Raw genomic sequence first — 19,770 nt, forward strand, 5'->3', positions numbered from 1 at the left:
TTGATTTTCATCATATTTCCCTGTTCAGGAAAAAGTATAACACAGGACAGAAGAAAAGTCTACGGAGCTGCCGGTAATTATTCTTTGATACAATTCCAGGTCAGTGTCACATAAGATTTTGTCTTTGCATGATACATGGTCACGGTAATATAATCCAGATTTCCTTTAAAGGCCACTTTTTTGGAAAAAGAAGATTTTTTGCAGGAACTGATTTCATAAGTGCCGGAGCCATACTGCATTTTCATGGAAGAAATTTTCCACCCTTTTGCAGCTTTGATGGAAACGGTTTCCTTTTTCATTTCGGAGGTATGAAAATAATTATATTCCGTGGCATAATTAAAACGCGGTGTGAAATCTTTTTTGCCCACCTTAAAAGAAGCCAGAGGATTGGCATATTCTTTTACGGTGATTCTGGAGGAAAGGGTCTGTTTGCCAATCTGAAAAGAAATATCGGCAGTGCCGGTTTTCTTAAAAAAGTAAATCCGAATGTCACCGGCCTTGTCAATCCAGGGCCTTGCAACAGAAGAATCACTGCTGGTCAGGGATTTGATACTGGAGGCTTTCGGTTTTTTGCTGCTTCCCTGCCGGTAAACCTTTAAGGTTACATAGGTGGCCGGAAGATCATCGGGGGCACAGTAAAACACCATGTTTTTGTAGGAACCGGGAATATAATAAGTGGAAGCGGCCTCTGCGGTATCCCCCTCGCAGGGAAGGAAAAGCAGGCCGCCCGCCAGTACGGTCAGCGCAAGGAGCAGAGAAACAGATTTTTTCAATATTTTTTTCATAGTAAAGACCTCCCGTAAAATATTTGAGTGAAACAGAACATTTGCGTTAATAATAAAGGTAACATATTTAGCCTGAAAAAACAATGGCGTCAGGGTAAGAGAATTATTAAGAATTATTAAGAGATTACAATATTTGCTTATTTTGGAGAATAATGGTATAATACCCTGAAAGCTGAGAGATATGCATTTTTCTCACCAACTAAAAAAAGGATCAGGATTAATTTATGAACGATACATCAGGAAATATCCTTACGGAGATAGTCCAAAACCGCCGGCTCATCAGAAGTCTGGCCAAAAATGATTTCAAAACCAAATTTGCAGGTTCTTATCTGGGAACTATCTGGGCCTTTGTACAGCCGGTGGTCACCGTACTGATTTACTGGTTTGTCTTTGACAAGGCCATAGGCATGAGGGTTTCCATACGGAGCGAACTTCCCCTGCCTTATGTACTGTGGCTGGTGGCAGGCATTGTGCCCTGGTTTTTCTTTTCAGACTGTATCAGTGCCGGAACATCCGTACTGGTGGAGTATAATTATCTGGTGAAAAAAGTGGTGTTCAATATAGATATTCTGCCGGTGGTGAAAGTATTTGCTTCCATTTTTGTACATGTGTTTTTTGTATTGTTTATGATGGGGCTTTTTCTGTGCTATGGCTATCCGCCGGATTTTTATGTGCTGCAGGCACTGTACTACAGTGCCGGGGTATTGCTGCTGGCGCTGGGATTAAGCTATTTTACCAGTGCAGTGTCAGTGTTTTTTCCGGATATACGCCAGATTGTGAATATTGCCCTGCAGGTGGGGATCTGGATGACTCCTATTATGTGGAATCTGGACGATATGCGGGAGAAAATACCTTCTTTTCTGCTGATTATACTGAAATGCAATCCCCTTTATTATATTGTGATGGGATACCGGGAAACATTTATCGACAAAGTCTGGTTCTGGGAACATCCGGGCATGACCGTGTATTTCTGGGCTTTCACCGGAATTGTATGCCTGCTGGGCGTAAAAATATTCAAACGGCTGAAAATACATTTTGCAGATGTGCTGTAAGAAGTTCGGACGCAGCCGCAGACAGAATCGGATGTTCCTCACGTGAATGTTGAAGCAGGCATAAAGGAGTAAAACATGCAGGAGACAGCAATTAAAATAACCGGAGTCAGCAAAATATATAAACTTTACGATACGCCGTCTGCCCGGCTGAAAGACGCCCTGGGGCTTTCCCGCAGGCAGGTATACCGGGAACATGCGGCCCTTCACGATATCACGCTGGAAATAAAAAAGGGCGAGACTGTGGGTATTATCGGTACCAACGGTTCCGGAAAATCCACTCTGCTGAAAATTATTACGGGGGTGATTCGCCAGACACAGGGAACCGTGGAGGTAAATGGGAGAATTTCTGCTCTGCTGGAACTGGGAGCCGGATTTAACAACGAATATACCGGAATTGAAAATATATATTTACAGGGAACCATGATGGGATTTTCCGGAGAGGAAATAGATAAAAAAATGGCGTCCATACTGGAATTTGCAGATATCGGCGATTTTGTCCATCAGCCGGTGAAAACATATTCCAGCGGAATGTTTGTGCGTCTGGCCTTTGCAGTGGCGATTAATATTGACCCGGAAATCCTGATTGTGGACGAGGCATTGTCCGTGGGAGACGTGTTTTTTCAGTCCAAATGCTACCGGAAATTTGAGGAATTCAAAGAAATGGGCAAGACGATTCTGTTTGTGAGCCACGATTTGAGCAGCATTACTAAATACTGTGACCGGGCAGTGCTGCTGAACAAAGGGGACAAAGTGATGGAAGGCACTCCCAGGGAAGCAGTGGACCGGTTTAAAATGGCGCTGGTGGCCCAGGAAGAGGAACAGCGCAGAGAGAATTCTTCCCTGTGGCAGCCGGACCATACCGGGAAGAAATGGCGGGACAGTTTGTCGGTGAATCCGGAGACACTGGAATACGGGGATAAGAAAGCGGAAATTGTCGACTTTGCAGTGGTGGATAAAACCGGAAAAATTTCCAATGTAATTGAAAAGGGCGGCAGATTCACCATTAAAATGAAAGTGCGGTTTCAGGAAGAGGTGGCGGAGCCCATTTTTGCCATTACACTGAAAAACCGGATGGGGATTGAGCTGACAGGCACCAATACCATGCTGGAGCAGGTGCCCATTGAGCCGAAGAAAGCCGGGGATGTCCAGACTGTCAGCTTTACCCAGAATATGAGGCTGCAGGGAGGCGAGTACCTGCTGTCTTTTGGGTGCACCGGATATGAGCAGGAAGAATTCAGGGTGCACCACAGACTGTATGATGTGTGCAGCATTGCTGTTATTTCAGATAAAAATACCGTAGGATATTTCGATATGGAATCTGAGGTGGAGACAGAATAGAATCCCGGAAGATTCGGGAGTAAATCAGATAAAGGAACAGAGCGGAATGGAAAAGTTTAATGTGGTAAGAGTCCGGTTTCATATAGAAGAAAAGCAGACGCTGGTGATTCAGGGCTGGAAATATAATATGAAGCCGGAGGACAGACTGGAAATCACGCTGGACGCAAAGGAGCTTCCCTGGGTTCAGAACAGCTACGACGGAATGGAAGTGCGGCAGCGCTATATGATTTACGATTTGGGGATTGAGGAAGAATATTTTCTCTACGTGACACTGCCGGAAGTCCTGGAGGGCAAAAAAGAACTGGTATTATGGGTGGTTGACGGTGAAGCAGATTCCCAGGGAGAAGGAAGACGCCCGGTCTACCGGGAAAAAGTATCTCATCTGCAAAAACTTCAGAATGAAATTGATTTTTTCCTGGAACAGGTGACTCTGGAGCAGGAGCATTGTTATATCAAAGGCTGGGCGGCTTCGGCTTCTCCAGTTGCGGTTCAGGTAAAAGGGTCGGACGGAAGGCTCCTGGAGAGCCAGGTTTCCTGGCATGAGCGCAGGGATGTAACTCAGGTGTACCGGGAAGTTTCCAATCTGTTGGACAGCGGATTTGAGATTGTGCTGCCCCATCACGGAATATCCGGCGTTCACCTGGAGCTGTCCAATGGAAGCCGGAGAAGTCAGGTGAAAGTGCCCATTGTGTCCACGTTCTTTTTTGAGAATATGCTGGGAAATAACTATCTGGGCAAAGGGGCCAGATTCCTGCAGCGTCATGGCTGGAAACAGTTCTGCACCAGAACCATGCAGGTGCTGGCGAAGAAGGCCGCCCCCCAGGGAGATTATGAAAAATACCGGCAGGCAGTAACGCCCGGAAAAGAAGATTTGGAGAAGCAGAAAAGAGAGACTTTTTCTTTGGCGCCCCTGTTTTCCATTGTGGTGCCCCTGTATAAAACGCCGGAAAAATACCTGGAACAGCTGGTGGATTCCGTCCGCAGCCAGACCTATGGGAACTGGGAGCTGTGCCTGTCCGACGGAAGCGGAGAAGATTCTCCCCTGGAAAAATATCTGAAAAAACTGGAAAACCAGGATGCACGGGTGAAGGTTGTCCGTAACAGCGGACCGTTGCAGATATCGGAAAACACCAATCAGGGGCTGAAAGCTGCCGAAGGAGATTTTGTGGTATTTGCAGACCATGACGACCTGCTGACCCCGGACGCCCTGTATGAATGTGCGAAAGCACTGCAGGAACAGCCGGAGACGGAGCTGATTTATTCCGATGAGGACAAGATTTCCATGAATGGGAAGCATTTTTTCCAGCCTCATTTCAAATCAGACTACAATCCGGATTTGCTCTGCAGCATGAACTACTTCTGCCATCTTGTGGCGGCAAAAAAATCTCTGATTGAAAGGGCCGGTATGCTGGACTCTGCCTTTGACGGAGCGCAGGATTATGACTTTGTGCTGCGGTGTACGGAGCATACCCAGGCCATTTACCATATCCCCAGGGTATTGTATCACTGGCGTGCCCATGAGAATTCCACAGCGGAGAACCCGGAGAGCAAGCGGTATGCCTTTGAGGCCGGTATGCGGGCGGTACAGGCTCATTTTGACCGGCTTAAGATTCCTGCCAGAGTGGAAATGGGGGAATATCCCGGACTGTACCGGACACGCTATCAGTGGAAGGAACAGCCTCTGATTTCCATTCTGATACCCAATAAAGACCATACGGAGGATTTGAATAAGTGTATTCAATCCATTGAAGAAACCTCCACCTATCGGAACTATGAGTATATTATAATAGAAAATAACAGCGAACTGCCGGAAACCTTTGATTATTACAAAAAGCTGGAGCAGGAAAACAAAAAAGTCCGGGTGGTTTACTGGGAGGGAGCATTTAATTTTTCAGCCATCAACAATTTCGGCGCAGAATCTGCCAGAGGCGAGTATCTGCTGCTGTTAAACAACGATACGGAAATCCGGAACCCGGACTGCCTGTGGGAGCTTTTGGGCCCCTGTATGCGGGAAGATGTGGGGATTACCGGAGCCAGGCTCTACTATGAAGACGGAACCATACAACATGCGGGGGTGGTGATTGGCTTTGGAGGAATTGCAGGCCATACCTTTATCGGATTTGACGGGAAAGCCAATGGATATTTTTCCCGTATTATCTGCGCCCAGAACTACAGTGCGGTGACCGCAGCCTGTATGATGACGAAAAAATCCCTGTATCAGCAGGTGGGAGGCCTGACGGAAGAACTGGCGGTGGCTTTTAATGATATTGATTACTGCATGAAAGTCAGAAAATTTGGAAAGCTGATAGTATATAACCCGTACGCAGAGCTCTTTCATTATGAATCAAAATCCCGCGGACTGGAAGATTCTCCGGAAAAGCAGGAACGTTACTATAAAGAAATGAAATATTTTGTGACAAAGTGGCAGGAATTTATGGACAGGGGAGACCCTTATTACAATCCCAATCTGACACTGTCCAAAGCTGATTTTTCTTTAAAGCAGATATAATTTTTGGAAAATCAGTGATAAATACCTGTTTTAGCAGATAAGGCACCGGGAATGGAGGATACTATGGAAAAAATCGGAAAGGTTGTGCTGGATACCGCCTGTTATCCGGGAGAGGATTTATACAGCGACGGAGCTGTGGAAGACCGGATTCTGGAACTGGTCAGGACGTATCCGGAGCAGGAATACAATCAGGTGATTGCCAGAGAGCAGGACTGGGCGGTGATGTATCATCTGGCCCATGAGCGGGGCAATATTCTGAGCTGGTATCCCTTTGAACCGGGAAGCAAACTGCTGGAAATCGGTTCCGGCTGCGGCGCGGTGACCGGCGCGGCGGCAGCTTCCGCAGCTTCTGTCACCTGTGTGGATTTGTCCATGAAACGCAGCACCATCAACGGAGTGCGTCATCAGGACCGGGAAAATATTAAAATCTGTGTGGGCAATTTTCAGGATATCGAAAAAGGGCTGGAGCAGGATTTTGACTATGCGACACTGATTGGCGTATTTGAATATGGCAGAGGCTATATGGAGGGGGAAAAGCCCTATCATAAGTTTCTGACTACGGTGATGAACCATTTAAGACCCGGCGGAAAACTGCTGATTGCCATTGAAAATAAACTGGGGCTGAAATACTGGGCAGGCTGCCGGGAGGACCATACGGGGACTTTTTTTGAGGGACTGGAAGGGTATCATCATACGGAAGGAGTCCGCACCTTTTCCCGTCCGGAGCTGATTCGGATTCTGGAAGAATGCGGATATGAGGACTACCGGTTTTACTATCCCTATCCGGATTATAAATTTCCAACGGTCATTTATTCCGATGAATATCTGCCCGGAACCGGAGAACTGAATCGGAATATCTGTAATTTTGACCGGAACCGTCTGGTACTGATGGATGAAGGCCGGGTATTTGACCAGCTTTCTGAAGACGGTCTGTTTTCCCTGTATGCTAATTCCTTTTTTGTGGAAATAGCGAAGCCTTCCAATGATGGGGAATCAGAAAAAGAGCAGGTGCTTTACACGAAATATTCCACGGGCCGGGCTCCGGAATTTGCCATCCGCACCTGTATCGGCAGAGACGTCCGGGGCGGATATTTTCTTTACAAAACAGCAGAATATCCTCAGGGGCGGCAGCATATCCAATCTGCAGCGAAAGCCGGAGAAGAACTTGGGAAGCTCTGGGGAGGAAAAGATATGCTGCGGCCCAACCGATGCAGACTGGAAGACGGGCGGGTATTTTTTGAATATCTGAAAGGGACTACTCTGGAGGAAAAACTGGACAGGCTGCTGGAACAGGGAGAAGAACAGCAGGTCCGGGAATGGATGGAAGCAGCCTTTGACAGAATACTGGCCGGCGCGTCCACCCAGGAATTTCAGATAACACCGGAGTTTCAGCAGGTATTCGGACAGGTATCCTTTCAGGAGCCGGAACCGGCTTTTCCTGCAGCAGATGTGGATTTGATTTTTTCCAATCTGCTTCTGACAGAAGACGGGAGCTGGCATGTGCTGGATTATGAATGGACCTTTTTCTTTCCGATTCCGGCGGGCTACGTTCTCTGGCGCGCATTTCACTACTATACGGAAGGAACGGAAGGAAGAAAAAAATTAAAAGAAGACTTAACTTTATGCAGGAAATATGGAATTTCCGGGGACAGAGAAGAACAGTATGAAAGGATGGAGCAGAATTTCCAGGCATATATCAGAAAAGGCTACGTTCCCGCCGGAGAACTGTACCGCACCATGGGCAAACAGGCCTTACCGCTGGGAGAACTTCTGGCTGAGACAGACAGGAGAAGAATCCAGGTGTATCTGGATTACGGACAGGGATTTTCCGAGGAGCAGTCCTTTTTCCTGGACCAGGGAGTTCGGCAGGAGATTACAGCCGGGATTACCATTCCGGCAGGGGTTTCCGGCCTCTGGCTGGACCCGGCCCTGAGTTCCTGTATGTTAAAGGATGTGAAACTGTTCTGGATTGGTTCGGACGGGCAGACGTCGCCTGTGAAATACAGCACTACCGGGTTTGAAATGGAAAAAAACTGTTATTTATTTGACAATTCTGACCCAAAGATTATAATAGAAGAAATCCCTGAGGAGAACAGAAGAATGGAAATTTCCTGGCGTATCAGTATTCTGGAGGAGGAAACGGCAGTTATGCTGATGGACAGGCTGAATGCCAGGGGACGGATGAAAAAGAAAGTACGGGGTCTGCTTCGAGGGCAGGAACCATAAGGCGAGTAACTGTAACAGAGTAAACTGCAAAAGGATAAAGGTATGAGAAGACGAGAACAGTACAAGCATTTATTGAATCTGGCGGCAAACTGCATAATGCTGGCTCTGGAGGCAGTCATGTTCGGTTATCTGTGGTATGAGATTTATTATCCCATGCTGGAGAAGGCCAACCGGCCTTGGCACAGAGGAAACTGGGCTGTCATCGGGATTTACATGCTGATACTGTATTTTTTTACCAGAACCTTTGGAGGATACCGGATTGGCTATCTGCGGATTACCGATATCTGTCTGTCCCAGATACTTTCCATTTTCTGCGCCAATGTGATTGGATATCTGCAGGTATGCCTGGTAGCCAACGATTATATGCCGGCCCACCCTATGATTGTGCTGACCGGAGCGGAGCTCCTGGTGATTCTGCCGGGGGTATATCTGGTGCGTTTTATCTACACCAGGCTGTACCCGCCCAGAAAAATGATTGTGATTTACGGGGAACATTCGCCCCAGGAACTGATAGATAAAATCAATGCCCGGAAAGACAAATACAATGTGTGCGCCACAGCCAGCGTGTACCTGGGATATGAGGAGCTTTATCTGCGGATTCTGGAATACGAAGCGGTGGTGCTCTGCGACCTGCCCACCAGTATGCGCAATCCCATTTTGAAATTCTGCTTTGACCAGAACAAACGGACTTATATTACGCCGAAAATTTCAGATATTATACTGACGGGTACGGAGCAGATTCATCTTTTTGACTCGCCGCTGATGTTGTCCAGAAACCGGGGGCTGCCCATTGAACAGCGGTTTGTAAAGCGGGCCATGGACATTGTGCTGTCTTTGATTGCCATTGTGATTTCCTCGCCGGTGCTGCTTCTGATTGGACTGAGTATCAAATTATACGACAGAGGGCCTGTATTTTACACTCAGGAACGACTCACCAGAGACGGAGAAGTGTTCCGGATTATCAAATTCCGCAGTATGCGGATGGATTCCGAGCGGGAAGGAGCCCAGTTAGCCCGGAAGGACGACGACCGGATTACGCCGGTGGGCAGAATCATCCGCAGAACTCATTTTGATGAACTGCCTCAGATTTTCAATATTCTGAAAGGAGAAATGTCTTTTGTAGGTCCCAGACCTGAGCGGGAAATTATTGCGAAAGAGTATGAGACGGTGATACCGGAGTTCAGTTTCCGCCTGAAAGTCAAAGCGGGACTTACGGGGTATGCCCAGATTTACGGAAAATACAACACTACCCCTTATGATAAGTTAAAACTGGATTTAACATATATCGAGAATTATTCCTTCTGGCTGGACATCAAACTGATGCTGATGACCTTTAAGATTATTTTCCAGAAGGAAAATACGGAAGGGATTGACAAAAAGCAGAAAACAGCCATTCGGAGGCAGAACTGAAACAGAAAGAACACATGGAGATAACACATGGCGAACATGGAGCGTACGGAAAAAGAATGGAAGGATGAACGAATCAGTATCGTAATTCCTGTTTATAATTCAGAAAAATATATAGAAGAAACCATTCAGTGTATGCTGGCGCAGACCTGTCCGGACTGGGAAATTATTTTTGTGGATGACTGTTCAGAAGACAGAAGCGTTCAGATTATTGAATCCCATCAGGCCAGGGACAGCCGGATGCATCTGTACCGGAATAAACAGAACATGGGGCCTGCCTTTACCAGGAATCAGGGAATTGCAAAAGCCTGCGGCCGGTATCTGGCCTATATGGACGCAGATGATCTGTGTGACCGGGACAAACTGGAAAAGCAGCTTCGGTTTATGAAAAAGACCGGCTGTGCATTCTGTTTTACCGGTTATGAATTTGCAGGCCCGGATGGAGTGCGGAATGGAAAGGTGGTTCATGTTCCCAAAAAGATTGACTATAAAGGGGCGTTGAAGCGCACCACAATTTCCACCATAACCGTTATGTTTGACCGGAATCAGATTCCCACGGATGTGCTGACCATGCCTCTGAATGCCAGAGGAGAGGATACGGCCACCTGGTGGAAAATTCTGCGGCATGGATATGTGGCATATGGAATTGACGAACCTCTGTCTGTTTACCGGAGATATCCGGGCAGCAGGTCTTCCAACAAGCTGGACGCAGCCTGGGGAACCTGGAAAATGTACCGGGAATGCGAACATCTGTCCCTGTTAAAAAGCAGTTACTATTTTTGCCACTATATTTTAAATGCATTAAAGAGAAGAATGTAACCCGGAATTCCCATCAAATTTCCATCATATTTATCCATTATAATAACAGGCGTGTAATTTCAAAACAGGGATAAACAGGCATGGAGCTGGCAGGAGGAGGGTTCCGTTCTTCGTAACAGTTCAGCCCAGGACTTTGCGCTTGCTGCAAAGTCCGTGAGAATGTGTAATGGTTGAGATGAATCCGGCCTCTTTGCCGAAGGCAAACTGGAACAGGCCGGATTCAGTAACTATGAAGCCGAAGGCTGAATAGTTACCGTTCTTCATTTCATAAAAGTATTGCATATTTGAAAACGGGCATGTATAATGTGAAAGGAGAAAAATGGAACAGACTTTATGGCAGAAAATGCAGAGAGTGAAATGGAAAGACCTGCGGCATATCCTTTTATTTCTGCTGGCATTGCCGGTTTCACTGGTATTTCGGAGATTCCACAGACACATGTGGCTGATCTGCGACAGTGAAAATGAGGCCAGAGATAACGGGTACTGGCTGTTTCGCCATATCGTGAAACACCATCCGGAGCAGCCGGTGGTCTATGCTATCAACAGGCGTTCTCCGGATTATCGAAGGGTGGCCAGACTGGGAAAAGTCATACAGTTTGGCAGTTTTACCCACTGGATATATTACTTATCGGCAGAAAAAAATATCAGTTCCCAGAAGAGCGGAAAACCCAATGCGGCAGTCTGCTACTTTCTGGAGGTTTACGGGTTTTATAAGAATACCAGAATTTTTCTGCAGCACGGAATCACCAAGGATGATATGGAGTTTCTGTATTATAAACATACCAGAATGCGTCTGTTTGTCTGTGCCGTGGAGCGGGAATATCAGTATGTGAAAAGCCGGTTTGGGTATCCAGAAGGATGGGTGCAGAAGCTGGGCTTCTGCCGGTTTGACAATCTGAAAGATACCAGCAGGGGAAAACGGCAGATTCTGGTGATGCCAACCTGGAGAAACTGGATTGGAATTACCACCTCAAAATCTTATCAGTATGAAAATGTGGATGATTTCACCGGCACGGAATATTATAAGAACTGGAACGGTTTTCTGAACAGCCCTGTACTCCGGGAAATGCTTGAAAAATTTAATGTAGAATTAGTTTTTTATCCCCACAGGGAAATGCAGAAGTATGCGGCGTATTTTTATCCGGAACATGCCAGAATCAAAGTGGCCGGGTGGCCGAAATACGATGTGCAGAAACTGCTGAAGGAATCCGCCCTCCTGATTACGGATTACTCCAGTATTGCCATGGATTTTGCTTATATGAAGAAACCCCTGCTCTATTTCCAGTTTGATTATGAGATGTACCGGAAGGGACATTACCCGGAAGGATATTTCAGTTATGAAAAAGATGGGTTCGGCAAAGTCTGCAGGACGCCGGAACTTCTGTTTCAGGAAATGGAGAAAATTCTGGAGGAAAATTTCAGAATGGAGGAATCATACCGAAGGCGTGCGGAGGAGTTTTACGAGACTTTTGACGCCGGAAACTGTGAGAGGAATTACCAGGCCATCAGGAAACTGTAAAGCCGGGGTGCAGAGGTGAGAGATGAAAAGATTTATTGAGGATTTTAAGAAGCATTACAAATACAGCGTATATTCCGCAAAGTCGGAACTGAAATCAGAAATTGCCAATTCCCATCTGAGCTGGCTGTGGTGGATTTTAGACCCCCTGCTCTTTATGATGGTGTATACCTTTATATCTGTGATTGTATTCCGGACATCAGAGCCTTATTTTCCGGTATTTGTATTTATCGGCCTGTCCAGCTGGAAGTTTTTTGAAAAAACGGTCAAACAGAGTGTGAAGCTGGTGAGTTCCAACAGCTCCATTGTGTCCAAGGTATATCTGCCCAAGCATATTCTGATTTTTGTAAAAATGTATGCCAATGGCTTTAAAATGGCTGTTTCCTTTGTCCTGGTTGTGATTATGATGTTTGTTTACCGGGTGCCCCTCAGCCTGAATATTCTCTATATTATACCCATATTTATCACCCTGATTATGTTTACCTTCGGCGCCAGCACCATTATGCTGCATTTCGGAGTGTTTGTGGAAGATTTGTCCAATGTAATCAATGTGTTGTTAAAGCTGGTATTTTATATGTCCGGAATTTTTTATTCCATCAGCAACCGGGTGAAAGAGCCTTACGGTTCTCTTTTGCTGAAACTGAATCCCATGGCTCTGTTTCTGGACGACCTGCGGGCGTCCATGCTGTACTGCGAGACGCCTCACCGGAAGCTGCTGCTGTTCTGGTTTCTGGCAAGCTGTCTGGTATCAGCCATCGGAATAAGAATCATATATAAATACGAGAACAGTTATGTGAAGGTGATTTAATATGGAAAACAGCAGGAACAGTAATGAGAATAATATTGTAATTGACGTACAGGATTTAAAAATCCGTTATCGTTGTCTGAATAAAATGTCAATCCGAAAGAGCCTTTTGAGTCTCAAAAAAAGTAAAATTGAGATTTTCGAGGCAGTGCGGGGCATTTCCTTTCAGGTTCCCAAAGGAGAAATTATGGGAATCGTGGGAAAGAACGGAAGCGGGAAATCCACCCTGCTGCGGGCCATTGCGGGGGTGTTTTCACCGGATGAGGGAAGTATTGACCTCCATGGACATTCCGTGTCCCTTCTGTCCATCGGCGTAGGTTTTCAGAAGAAACTTACCGGCCGGGAAAATATATATCTCTCCGGTATGCTGCTGGGATTTTCGGAAGAAGAGATAGACAATAAAATAGAAGAAATCATTGAATTTTCGGAGTTGGGAGACTTTATCAACCGGCCGGTTAAGACATACTCCAGCGGTATGTATTCCAAACTGGCATTTTCCATTACAGCTATTCTGGAGACGGAAGTGATTCTCATCGACGAAGTGCTCAGTGTGGGAGATTCCAAATTCAAGAAAAAAAGTTATAAGAAAATGCAGCAGCTTATCACCAATGAGGACCGGACGGTAATTATCGTGTCCCATAACAATGATACCCTGAATAAGCTGTGCAACAGTATTTTATGGCTTCATGAAGGAAAGATAAAGATGCAGGGAAGTCCCGGCGAAGTGCTGGAGGCTTATGAAGAATTCATGTCATAAACTTTGAATGGGAAAGGCGGCGGAAACATGCAGAAAAGTGTACTGGAATATCTGGAAAACTCCGCAGAGAAATTTCCGGATAAAATTGTATTTGCAGACGAGACAGAGGAAATCACCTATCGGGATTTTCGGAAGGAAGCGAGAGCAGTGGCCACAGGGCTGGCAAAAGCATCACAGACAGCCCGGCGGAAACCGGTGGTAGTGTTTATAGAAAGAAACATCAGGAGCCTGATTGGATTTTTCGGCGTAATCTACAGTGGGAATTTTTACGTTCCGGTGGACTGTCAGATGCCCGCAAAAAGAATTGAGCTGATTTTTGATACCTTAAAACCTGTTGCAGTGATTACCACGGAAAGCACCCGGAAGATCATGGACAGGGTGGAATTTAAGGGGCCGGTTCTGGCTCTGGAAGAACTGAAAGAAACCCCGGTGCAGGAGGAAGTGCTGAATGACATATCCCGCAGGGAAATTGATACGGATCCCCTGTATGCGATTTTCACCTCAGGATCCACCGGAGTGCCGAAAGGAGTGCTGGTAGGGCACCGTTCCGTCATAGATCTGATTGATAATTTTCAGAAAGAATTTGGCTTTGACGACACCATTATTATGGGAAATCAGGCCCCCTTCGACTTTGATGTGTCAGTAAAAGACATTTACTCCACCATCAAAAACGGAGGTACCATGTATGTGCTGCCCAAAGTGATGTTTTCCATGCCGGGAAAACTTATTGACGCACTGAACCGTCATAAAATCAACACCGTAATATGGGCGACTTCCGCACTGCGGATTATTGAAAATCTGAACGTATTTTCCCAGATGCTGCCCCAATACCTGAGAACAGTAATGTTTTCCGGGGAAATTATGCCTAATAAAGTATTGAATTACTGGAGAAACTATCTGAAAGAAGTAATGTATGTGAACCTGTACGGGCCTACGGAAATCACCTGCAACTGTACTTATTACAAGGTAGACAGAAGTTTCCGGGATGAGGAAGTGCTGCCCATCGGCATTGCATTTGAGAATACGGAAATTCTTCTGCTGGATGATGAGAGGAAGGCAGAGGTTCCACTGGGAGAGCCGGGAGAAATCTGTGTGCGGGGCACATCCCTGGCACTGGGATATTATAACAATAAAGAGAAAACAGCCGACGCCTTTATCCAGAATCCTCTGAATTCAGATTATCCGGAGCTGATTTACTGTACCGGAGACCTGGGGCGGTATGCAGAAGACGGAAATCTGATGTTTATTTCCAGAAAAGATTACCAGATTAAACATATGGGCCATCGGATTGAACTGGGAGAAATTGAGGTGGCCATCAATGCGCTGCCCTTTGTGGAGGCTGCCTGCTGTATTTACGATGAGAAGCAGGAAAAGATTGTCCTGTTTTATCAGGCGGCGGAAAAATGTGACAGAGAACTTCTGAAAAGCCTGGGACAGTCCCTGCCCAAATATATGTTTCCCAACCGGCTGGAATATTTTGAAAAACTTCCGCTGAATAAAAATGCCAAGATTGACCGTACCCTGTTGAAGGAAAAACTGTAAGAAAAGCAGGAAAAGAAGCGGCAGGAAAACGGTAAGGGAAGGAATGGAAAAGATGGAAATTTATCAGAAGGGAATCATCGCAGGCGGGACCGGACTTTTGTATCAGGCGGCAGATTTGCTGAAAAAAAGCGGCCGGGCAGAGAAAATTGAGTTATATTTCTGTAATCAGAACGGTTTTGGAAAAGGAGAAACAGAGTTTCCCTGTCATCAGGTTTCTGAAAAATCAGAGCTGATGGACATGCTGAAACAGGAGACAGAAAAAACCCTGGTATTATCCGTAATGAATCCCTGGCTGTTTCCGGAAGAAGTCCTTGAGAATCCCTGCCTTCTGGTGGTAAACCTTCACCATGCGCTGCTCCCCGCCCACCGGGGCAGAAATGCCGAGGCCTGGGCCATTTATGAGGGAGATGAAAAAGCCGGAATCACCTGGCACAAAGTGGACGCCGGAATTGACACAGGAGCTGTTTATCTTCAGAAAGAAGTGGAAATTGACAGCCGGATGACTTCATTAAAACTTTTGTCGAAGCTGAATGAAGCGGCCCTGGAAGGGCTGGAGGAATTGCTGCAGGGAGATTTCAAAGAGCATAAGGCTGATGATTCCCAGGGGACAGGAACCGGAAAGCCGCACCTTGCAAAAGACATTCCCAATGACGGATGGCTGGATTTGTCCTGGAACCCGGAACAGATCAGCCGGTTTCTGCGTGCCATGGATTATGGAGTAATAAATGTATTTGGAAAACCCAGAGTCAGACTGCCGGAAGGCGTCCATGTATGGAAAGCCTGGAAAATTTCCGAGGAGGAAGGACCGGAGGAAACCAGATACGATGAGACAAAGCGGGAGCTTTGCATCCGGAAAGACGGAAAACTGATTACACTGAAAAAGATGAAAAAAATGGAGGAAAATAACAAATGAAAGAGAAATTACTGGAGATTTTAAATGATTTGAGACCGGACGTGGAGTTTGAAAAAGAGACAAAATTAATTGACGATGGGATTCTGGATTCCTTTGACATTGTTTCCCTGGTATCGGAGCTGAACTCTGAATTTGACGTGGAGATTAACGTGATGGATCTGGAACCGGTGAATTTCAATACGATTCAGGCAATGATGGAGTTAATTGAGAAGCTGCAGGAAGAAGGCTGAGACAATTCTTCTGTTTATGAAGTGAACAGTAATAAAATCACTGATTTGAAGGGAAATGAAAGATGGATTTTATTTCAGTTACATTTATGATATTTATTCTTATACTGATTTGCCTTTACTTCCTGGTGCCGGATAAATACAAATGGATGGTGCTGCTGGCAGGCAGCTATGTTTTCTATGCATTTTCCGGGATAAAACTGATGATTTTCCTCATTTTTACCACAGGGGTAACTTTTGTAAGCGGCAGGAAGCTGGGGGATATCAATGAGGAATCCTCCCGGTATCTGAAAGAGCATAAGGCGGATTTGACCAGGGACGAGAAAAAACAGTATAAGAGCCAGATTACCGCCCGCAAGAAGCGGATTGTGACAGCCGCTGTAGTGGTCAATCTGGGTATTCTGATTTTTCTGAAATACTTTAACTTTATTGCCAAAAACATCAATCTTGTGATTGGACAGTTTGGGGTGACAGAGAAAGTTCCGCTGCTGAATCTGCTGCTGCCGCTGGGGATTTCCTTTTATACCCTGCAGTCCATTGCCTATATTGTGGATTTGTACCGGGGAAAGTACCAGGCAGACAGGAACTTTCTGAAATTTGCCCTGTTTATGTCCTTTTTCCCTCAGATTATACAGGGCCCTATCGCCAGGTATGACCAGCTGGCTTCTCAGTTATATGAGCCCCATAAGTTTGATTACACCAGAGTGACCCAGGGCTTCCAGCTTGTTCTCTGGGGGTATATGAAGAAGCTGATTCTGGCGGACCGTCTGGCGGTTGCGGTGAATTTTATCTTTGACGACCCGGCGCCCCATGAAGGCTTTATTCTGTTTTTTGCTGCAGCCGGATACGGGCTGCAGGTATATGCGGATTTCTCCGGTGGTATGGATATCGCCCGCGGAGTTTCCCAGGTGCTGGGCATTGAACTGGCGCTGAATTTTGAGAGGCCCTATTTTGCAAAATCAGTGGAGGAATTCTGGCGCAGGTGGCATATTACACTGGGCTCCTGGATGCGGGATTATGTGTTCTATCCCCTGTCCCTGTCCAAAAACTTTGCAAATCTGGGCAAACGAACCAGGAAGATTTTCGGCAATTATATCGGTAAGAAACTGCCTACCTTTCTGTCCATGTTTATCGTGTTTTTGCTGGTGGGCGTCTGGCATGGTTCCAGCTGGAAATATGTGGCCTACGGAATCTGGAACGGAGTGATTATTGTATCCAGTATACTGCTGGAGCCGGTATATCAGAAGATGGCTCAGAAGTGCGGCATGGATACGGAGTCTGCCGGCTGGAAATTTTTCCAGATGTTCCGGACCTTTGTGCTGTGCAGCTTCGGACGTTTCTTTTCCAGAGGAAAAACCTGCATGAAAGCCATTGACATGTTTATACGTGCCCTGGCCTTCCCCAATCCCTGGGTATTTTTCAACGGAGGCTTTCTGAATTTCGGCCTGTCCTACAAGGACTATAATGTGATTTTTATTTCGATTCTTGTACTGCTGGTGGTTGGAATCATGCAGGAGCGGGGTGTTCATATCAGAGAAAAAATTGCGGAGCAGCACATCTGTTTCCGCTGGGTGATTTATCTGGGAGCAGTGCTTACCCTGCTGGTGTTCGGCTATTACGGAGGCGGCTATTCCGCCAGCGAATTTATCTATCAGCAGTTTTAAGGAGAAGACAGTATGACAAAGAAACAGGGATTCAAAATTGTATTATTTCTTCTGATTCTGGGCATTCTTATCTATCCCCTTCTGGGTATCTTTCAGATTGCGGCGGAAGGGGATACACTGGGTATTAAAAAACGTTATAATGAATTTTACGGAGAGCCGGAAAACACCTGGGACTGCGTGATGGTAGGGACAAGCTGTGTGGACCGGGAGTGGATTGCGCCTCTGGCCTGGAAAAATTACGGGATGACCGTGTATGCCATGAATACCGATGTGCAGCCTCTGTACCTGACCACAAATGTATTAACGGAAGTACGTAAAACCCAGGACATCAAACTGGCTGTGGTGGATGTGCGGGGAATCAAAATGAAATCTCTGCGGCCGGATGAAGTCAGAATCCGGAGGGTGACGGACTGTATGAGGTTTTCCGCCAACCAGTGGGAGGCTGTAAACAAAGGCATCCAGTTTCATAATGCATATTACAGTGACGAAGAAGTGCTGAAGAAACTGAAAAAAAATAAAGAAGAAGTGCCGGAGCCTCTGGATGCAGTGGCCATGCATGTGCCTTTTGTGAAATATCATTCCAGATGGGAGTCGGGCCTTCGGAAAATTGATTTTGTGGGCACCGATACCATTGAAAGCACCATGAAGGGCGTCTATGATTTTGAGAATACGCCCTTTACGGTGGAAGAAATAATACCCACTTTTGTGACGGATAAGCAGGCGGAGTTAAATGAACTTCAGACGGGAGTTCTGGATGAAATTCTGGAATACGGGAAGGAAACAGATCTGGAACTTCTGTTTATCGCCTCTCCCACCCAGCTCAGCAAGAAAGAACAGCCGGAAATAAACGCGGCCCTTGCATACCTGGAGGAACAGGGAGCAAACGTCATCAATTATAATACGGAAGAGATGTATGAGGAAATCGGCATCAATTTTTCCGAAGATCTGTACAACCGGCACCATCTGAACTCCAGAGGCGCCGTAAAGTTTACGGAATATTTTTCAAAATATCTGAATGATACGTACCATTTTCCCGATAAACGGGGGCAGGAAGGCTATCAGGAGTGGGATATGGCCTATGAGAATTTTGTGGCCTTTTATGAAGACGGCTGGGCCAACAAATACACCTATGTGTATCCGGAGCAGGAAGGAGGTTCTGATGAAGACGACGAAGAGGACGAAGACAGCGAAGACAACAAAGAGACCGGCGAAGCGCAGGAAGATTGATTTTGTGCTTATCTGGGTGGACGGCAACGACCCGGAATGGCAGAAAGAAAAGAATAAATACGACGAAAGCAATGATAAGGGCGACAGTACCATCATCCGTTACCGGAGCTGGGATAATCTCCAGTACTGGTTCCGGGGTGTGGAAAAGTTTGCACCCTGGGTCAACAAAATCCATTTTGTCACCTGGGGCCATCTGCCTCCCTGGCTGAATGTGAACCATCCGAAACTCCATATTGTAAATCATAAAGACTATATTCCGGAGGAATTTCTGCCCACATTCAACGCCAATACCATAGAAATGAATCTTCACAGAATCAAAGGTCTGGCGGAGCAGTTTGTTTACTTCAATGACGACATGTTTATTACCGATTACGTGAAGCCGGAGGACTTTTTCAAAAACGGGGTGCCCTGTGATGTATTTGCATTAAACTGCATTTATTTCGGGAAGAAAAGCGCCGGATTTTTCAACGGGAATGATCTGGAGCTGATTAACATTCATTTTGACAAAAAAGAATGTTTCAAAAAGAATTTCCTGAAATGGTACCATCCCATCAATGGGTGGAAAAGCCTGGTACGCACCACCATGCTGATGATCTGGCCCTGGTTTCCGGGATTTTACTACAGCCATCTTCCCAGCAATTTCCTGAAAAGCACCTACAAAGAAGTATGGAATCTGGAGGAGGAGACCCTGCGGGCCACCTGTATGGATAAATTCCGCACCAAGTCAAACGTCAACCAGTGGCTGATTAAGTTCTGGCAGCTTGCCAGCGGAAACTTTATTCCCCGTTCCATGAAAATCGGCCGCTGCTTCCATATCAAAGAGCGGAATTATGATCTGGCTCTGGATTCCGTGCGGGAGGGCAGATATAAGCTGATTTGCATTAATGATACCATTTATACCGAAGATTTCGAGACGAAGAAACGGGAAGTGCAGGAGGCATTTCAGAAGCTGCTGCCGGAAAAGTCCGGTTTTGAATTATAGG

Annotated in this window: 16 protein-coding genes; 15 read left to right on the forward strand and 1 reads right to left on the reverse strand. The window is 46.2% G+C overall.

The genetic code is table 11. The annotated features are described in order from the left end of the window. Positions 1 to 77 precede the first annotated feature (77 nt). Positions 78 to 785 (reverse strand): hypothetical protein, encoded by a 708-nt coding sequence (locus VSQ32_19490; GenBank protein ID MEH2944963.1) that lies wholly within the window; start codon positions 783 to 785, stop codon positions 78 to 80. A 224-nt stretch (positions 786 to 1,009) separates the two neighbouring features. On the opposite strand from VSQ32_19490, the gene VSQ32_19495 reads away from it, so the two are divergent. The 15 genes from VSQ32_19495 to VSQ32_19565 all read left to right on the forward strand — a co-directional run bounded on the left by VSQ32_19495 (position 1,010) and on the right by VSQ32_19565 (position 19,769). Next, complete coding sequence (locus tag VSQ32_19495) at positions 1,010 to 1,837, forward strand: ABC transporter permease (protein MEH2944964.1); 828 nt, start codon at positions 1,010 to 1,012, stop codon at positions 1,835 to 1,837. A gap of 75 nt (positions 1,838 to 1,912) precedes the next feature. Further along, positions 1,913 to 3,175, forward strand: coding sequence for an ABC transporter ATP-binding protein (locus VSQ32_19500; GenBank protein ID MEH2944965.1), 1,263 nt, complete (start codon positions 1,913 to 1,915; stop codon positions 3,173 to 3,175). A 46-nt stretch (positions 3,176 to 3,221) separates the two neighbouring features. Then, positions 3,222 to 5,684: a glycosyltransferase family 2 protein gene (locus VSQ32_19505; protein MEH2944966.1), complete on the forward strand. Its 2,463-nt coding sequence runs from the start codon at positions 3,222 to 3,224 to the stop codon at positions 5,682 to 5,684. Positions 5,685 to 5,747: 63 nt separating this feature from the next. Beyond that, the gene (locus VSQ32_19510) at positions 5,748 to 7,910 is read left to right on the forward strand and encodes a class I SAM-dependent methyltransferase (GenBank protein MEH2944967.1); all 2,163 of its coding nucleotides are present in this window, start codon (positions 5,748 to 5,750) and stop codon (positions 7,908 to 7,910) included. A gap of 42 nt (positions 7,911 to 7,952) precedes the next feature. Continuing rightward, positions 7,953 to 9,320 (forward strand): sugar transferase, encoded by a 1,368-nt coding sequence (locus tag VSQ32_19515; protein ID MEH2944968.1) that lies wholly within the window; start codon positions 7,953 to 7,955, stop codon positions 9,318 to 9,320. A 27-nt stretch (positions 9,321 to 9,347) separates the two neighbouring features. After that, positions 9,348 to 10,136, forward strand: coding sequence for a glycosyltransferase family 2 protein (locus tag VSQ32_19520; GenBank protein ID MEH2944969.1), 789 nt, complete (start codon positions 9,348 to 9,350; stop codon positions 10,134 to 10,136). Between the two features lie 319 nt (positions 10,137 to 10,455). Next, positions 10,456 to 11,655, forward strand: coding sequence for a CDP-glycerol glycerophosphotransferase family protein (locus VSQ32_19525; protein ID MEH2944970.1), 1,200 nt, complete (start codon positions 10,456 to 10,458; stop codon positions 11,653 to 11,655). 22 nt (positions 11,656 to 11,677) lie between these two features. After that, entirely contained in the window at positions 11,678 to 12,460 is a 783-nt protein-coding gene (locus tag VSQ32_19530; protein MEH2944971.1) for an ABC transporter permease, read from the forward strand. 1 nt (position 12,461) lies between these two features. After that, a complete protein-coding gene (locus VSQ32_19535; GenBank protein MEH2944972.1) occupies positions 12,462 to 13,214 on the forward strand; it encodes an ATP-binding cassette domain-containing protein in 753 nt (250 codons plus the stop codon). 27 nt (positions 13,215 to 13,241) lie between these two features. After that, positions 13,242 to 14,756, forward strand: coding sequence for an amino acid adenylation domain-containing protein (locus VSQ32_19540; GenBank protein MEH2944973.1), 1,515 nt, complete (start codon positions 13,242 to 13,244; stop codon positions 14,754 to 14,756). A 52-nt stretch (positions 14,757 to 14,808) separates the two neighbouring features. Next, a complete protein-coding gene (locus VSQ32_19545; GenBank protein ID MEH2944974.1) occupies positions 14,809 to 15,669 on the forward strand; it encodes a formyltransferase family protein in 861 nt (286 codons plus the stop codon). Continuing rightward, positions 15,666 to 15,899, forward strand: coding sequence for a phosphopantetheine-binding protein (locus tag VSQ32_19550; GenBank protein ID MEH2944975.1), 234 nt, complete (start codon positions 15,666 to 15,668; stop codon positions 15,897 to 15,899). The genes VSQ32_19545 and VSQ32_19550 overlap by 4 nt, the downstream gene beginning before the upstream one ends. Positions 15,900 to 15,961: 62 nt before the next feature. After that, positions 15,962 to 17,560 (forward strand): MBOAT family O-acyltransferase, encoded by a 1,599-nt coding sequence (locus tag VSQ32_19555; protein ID MEH2944976.1) that lies wholly within the window; start codon positions 15,962 to 15,964, stop codon positions 17,558 to 17,560. Between the two features lie 12 nt (positions 17,561 to 17,572). Then, on the forward strand, positions 17,573 to 18,787 hold the full coding sequence (locus VSQ32_19560; GenBank protein MEH2944977.1) for a hypothetical protein: 1,215 nt from the start codon (positions 17,573 to 17,575) through the stop codon (positions 18,785 to 18,787). Then, complete coding sequence (locus tag VSQ32_19565) at positions 18,720 to 19,769, forward strand: Stealth CR1 domain-containing protein (GenBank protein ID MEH2944978.1); 1,050 nt, start codon at positions 18,720 to 18,722, stop codon at positions 19,767 to 19,769. The genes VSQ32_19560 and VSQ32_19565 overlap by 68 nt, the downstream gene beginning before the upstream one ends. Position 19,770 lies beyond the last annotated feature (1 nt).

The sequence above is a fragment of the Lachnospiraceae bacterium JLR.KK002 genome, assembly GCA_036941025.1.
Classification (GTDB): Bacteria; Bacillota; Clostridia; order Lachnospirales; family Lachnospiraceae; genus Petralouisia.